The organism is Parabacteroides sp. merdae-related_45_40 (genome assembly GCF_001915675.1).
This window is the reverse complement of the sequence record NZ_MNQY01000003.1, coordinates 1-4,593: the sequence shown is the minus strand read 5'-3', so window position 1 is coordinate 4,593 and position 4,593 is coordinate 1. Positions and strand designations below refer to the sequence as shown.

The following is a 4,593-nucleotide window of genomic DNA, read 5'->3' as shown; positions in this document are numbered from 1 at the left end:
GATCCGGAAGCAAGTGATAACGATAAATATGTAGCGTTGACTTTCCTGCGTAACGCAGAAGTTGCTGCTAAGGGTGTACTTCCTTTCTGCCAGGATACCGGTACGGCTATCATCCACGGCGAAAAGGGACAGCAGGTGTGGACTGGCTACTGCGATGAAGAGGCACTTTCGTTGGGTGTATATAAAACCTATACGGAAGAGAATCTGCGCTATTCGCAGAACGCTCCCCTGAACATGTACGACGAAGTGAACACCAAATGCAACCTCCCCGCCCAGATCGATATCGAAGCTACGGAAGGTATGGAATATAAGTTCCTGTGCGTGACAAAGGGTGGCGGTTCCGCCAATAAGACTTACCTGTATCAAGAAACAAAGGCGATCCTGAATCCCGGCACTTTGGTCCCCTTCATCATCGAAAAGATCAAGACATTGGGTACGGCTGCTTGTCCCCCTTATCATATCGCAGTGGTTATCGGCGGTACTTCTGCCGAAAAGAACCTGCTGACGGTGAAGTTGGCTTCTACACATTATTATGACGAATTGCCTACGACTGGCAACGAGTATGGCCGTGCTTTCCGGGATATAGAACTGGAAAAAGAAGTGCTGGCCGAAGTGCACAATATCGGTTTGGGAGCACAATTCGGCGGAAAGTATCTGGCACATGATATCCGTATCATCCGTCTGCCGCGGCACGGCGCTTCCTGTCCGGTCGGTTTGGGTGTCAGTTGTTCGGCCGACCGTAACGTGAAGTGTAAGATCAACAAAGACGGTATCTGGATCGAGAAGCTGGACAGCCATCCGGGCGAACTGATCCCGGCAGAACTGCGCGAGGCAGGCGAAGGCGATGCTGTCAAGATCAACCTGAACCAGCCGATGACAGAGATCCTGAAAGAACTGGATAAATATCCGGTGGCTACCCGTCTGTCTCTGAATGGTACGATCATCGTAGGTCGCGATATCGCTCACGCCAAGTTAAAAGAACGTTTGGACCGTGGTGAAGACCTGCCTCAGTATATCAAGGATCATCCTATCTATTATGCCGGTCCGGCCAAGACTCCGACTGGTATGGCTTGCGGTTCTATGGGTCCGACGACTGCCGGCCGTATGGACCCGTATGTCGGTTTGTTCCAGAGTCATGGCGGTAGCATGATCATGTTGGCGAAAGGTAACCGTAGCCAACAGGTGACGGATGCTTGCCAGAAATATGGTGGTTTCTATTTGGGAAGTATCGGCGGTCCGGCTGCAATTCTGGCCCAGAACAACATCAAGAGCATCGAATGTGTGGAATATCCCGAATTGGGCATGGAAGCGATCTGGAAGATCGAAGTGGAAGATTTTCCAGCATTTATCCTGGTAGACAACAAGGGTAACGATTTCTTCAAACAGATCAAACCGCGTTGCACTTGCAGCAAGTAAGACGTGCTTTGCATTCATATAAAAAGGGAGGGAGTGAAAAAATCATTCCCTCTTTTTTATAGAGAGCCGTTATGTGTAGTCTGATACCTTTAGAGATGCGGTTTTCGTTAATTTTTTCTGTTTCGATGGTAATTGTATCGAAATGGATTCTGTATTCTTTACTGGTTATGCTACATATTCTATATAGTATACATTCAGTTTCTGTTGATTATCTCACCCAATTTTACAGCTTCCGTAGCTGATAATACAGATAGTAGTTGCTTCGTCCGTATTTCTTTCAGACCGAATAGGCAAGAGTATGGGTAGGCGGGGCGAACTTGTCCGGTTGGCGTTTGTCCGGAAGCGATGCTTGTCCTTTCCAAAAGGATATAGGCTTGCTTGGAACAGGCTATACCTTTTTTGTTTACAGCCTATATCCTTTTTCCGGATAGGTTATAGGCTATTTTGATTAAATGTTGCGGATAGTTATTGCTTTCTCATTCACCTATTTATTCTGTACTTTGTTTTTTTAATGCTTATAAAAGGTGAAGGCAAGTGTTTTTTGGCCTTCACCCTGGGGGTGCTTGAAATATATGGTATACAGATAAAAGGTGAAGGATAAAAAAGAGTGTTGCGTATAAAAAACAACTCCCGTCCCCAAAAATATGGAGCGGGAGCTGTTGGGAAATTATACACGTAGGTGTTTACCGATTCTTAATCCTGACGTTCGCGGCGAGGACCACGGTCTCCACGATCCTGACGGGGGCCACGGTCTCCACGTTCCGATCTCGGACCACGTTCTGGTCTCGGCGGGCGTTCTTCGTAACCTTCTGGTTTCGGCAGCAGCACTTTGTGGGATAATTTGAATTTACCAGTCTTGGCATCGATGTCTACCAACTTGACGCTGATAGTGTCGCCTTCTTTCAAACCTGCCTGTTCAACTGTTTCCAGACGTTTCCAGTCGATTTCGGAAATGTGGAGCAAACCGTCTTTACCCGGCATGAATTCAACGAATGCACCGTAAGGCATGATAGAAGAAATCTTTCCTTCGTAGATTTCGCCGATTTCAGGAACGGCAACGATAGCTTTGATGGAGCGGATAGCGGCATCGATTGTTGCTTTATTCGTTCCGGAAATTTCGATTTTACCCACTCCGTCTTCTTCTTCAATTGTAATAACAGCACCTGTCTTTTCCTGAATACCTTGGATGATCTTGCCGCCCGGGCCGATTACCGCACCGATAAATTCTTTACCGATTGTCATCGTTTCGATTCTCGGAGCATGAGGTTTCAGATCCGGACGAACTTCTGGCTGGGCTTCCATTATCTTGCCCAGAATGTGCATACGGCCTTCTTTTGCCTGTGCCAATGCGTTTTCAAGAATTTCGTATGACAGACCGTCTACCTTGATATCCATCTGAGTGGCAGTGATACCGTCTTTTGTTCCTGTTACCTTGAAGTCCATATCGCCCAAATGGTCTTCGTCTCCTAAGATATCGGACAGGATAGCGTAGTTCTGGCCTTTGTTTTCAGAGATCAGCCCCATTGCGATACCGGATACCGGCTTCTTCATCGGAACACCTGCGTCTCTCAATGCCAGCGTTCCGGCACATACGGTTGCCATTGAAGAAGAACCGTTAGACTCTAAGATATCGGAAATCACACGTACCACATAAGGATAATCTGTCGGGATCATCCGTTTCAATGCACGATGAGCCAGGTTTCCGTGACCGATTTCACGACGTCCCACACCGCGAGAAGCTTTTGCTTCGCCAGTAGAGAACGGAGGAAAGTTATAATGTAATAGGAAACGTTCTTTTCCGTGGTTCAGTACATCGTCGATCATCTTTTCATCGGCTTTTGTACCTAAGGTAACAGTCGAAAGCGACTGTGTTTCGCCACGCGTGAAGATTGCAGAACCATGAGGACCTGGCAGGCAGTCTGTTTCGATCCAGATCGGACGGATTTCAGTAGTCTTACGACCGTCCAGACGCTTTCCTTCGTCCAGGATAGCGCGGCGCATCGCTTCTTTTTCTACATCGTGGTAATAGCGGCCGATCATTTCAACTTTCTCGTCTGTCAATTCTTCTTCTGAAAACTGAGCTTTATACTCTTCGACAACTGCTTCGAATGCTTCGGCACGCTGATGTTTGTCGGTGCCGGAGGTTGCAACGGCGTATGCCTTTGCATAACATTTTTCGTGTACATCTTTGCGCAGTTCGTCATCATTGACTTCATGGCAGTATTCGCGTTTAACCAGTTTACCGCAAGCTTCGGATAGTTCAAGCTGTGCCTGGCACTGTACTTTGATTGCTTCGTGTGCTACTTTGATCGCTTCCAGCATTTCTGATTCTTGAACTTCATCCATTTCGCCTTCCACCATCATGATGTTGTCAAGTGTAGCACCCACCATAATATCAATATCTGCTTTTTCCAATTCAGAGAACGTGGGGTTGACTACGTACTTGCCATCGATGCGTGCGACGCGGCATTCGGAGATCGGTCCGTTGAAAGGAATATCTGATACGGCCAATGCGGCTGAAGCAGCCAGTCCGGCAAGTGCATCCGGCATGTCTTCACCGTCTGCGGAGAATAATATAACGTTTACATATACTTCGGCATGGTAATTGTCAGGGAAAAGAGGGCGGAGGGCACGGTCGACCAAACGAGAAGTCAAGATTTCGTAGTCGGAAGCTTTACCTTCTCTTTTTGTAAAACCGCCAGGAAAACGGCCAAATGCCGAGAATTTTTCTTTGTACTCTACTTGTAACGGCATGAAGTCAACACCCGGGTTTGCATCTTTAGCGGCACAAACAGTAGCCAGCAACACGGTGTTGCCCATACGTACGGTAACTGCACCGTCCGCCTGTTTCGCCAATTTCCCGGTTTCGATGGTGATGGTTCTTCCATCAGCCAATTCGATCGTCTTGTTAATTGGATTAAGCATAATCTTTTTCTTATTTTTCTATCTGTAAAATTGGTGCAAATGTAATGAAAGTTTGTCTGTAAACATGTGAAAATGAAAATAAAAAACATGAGAAAAGCTCTTTTTTATAAAAATAGCGGGAAGATTTAGCGAATAATGGTGCCACAATTGTAAATTAATGTATATTTGCAGCGGATTAAAACAAGAAGTAAAGATATGATGAAACAAATATCCACACGACTGTTGACTGTTTTAGGACTGTGCATGTTCTTT

At 46.4% G+C, this 4,593-nt stretch carries 2 protein-coding genes; one reads left to right on the top strand and one right to left on the bottom strand.

The annotated features are described in order from the left end of the window. Positions 1-1,416 (top strand): fumarate hydratase (locus tag BHV83_RS00035; protein WP_286755118.1); only part of this gene is annotated, 1,416 nt, incomplete at its 5' end. Positions 1,417-2,109: 693 nt separating this feature from the next. Here BHV83_RS00035 and pnp read toward each other — a convergent pair. After that, positions 2,110-4,341 (bottom strand): polyribonucleotide nucleotidyltransferase, encoded by a 2,232-nt coding sequence (pnp, locus tag BHV83_RS00030; RefSeq protein ID WP_005635603.1) that lies wholly within the window; start codon positions 4,339-4,341, stop codon positions 2,110-2,112. Positions 4,342-4,593 lie beyond the last annotated feature (252 nt).

Coding starts and splice junctions, on each gene's coding strand:
- pnp (WP_005635603.1), bottom strand. CDS start 4,341: ATGCTTAATCCAATTAACAAGACGATCGAATTGGCTGATGGAAGAACC.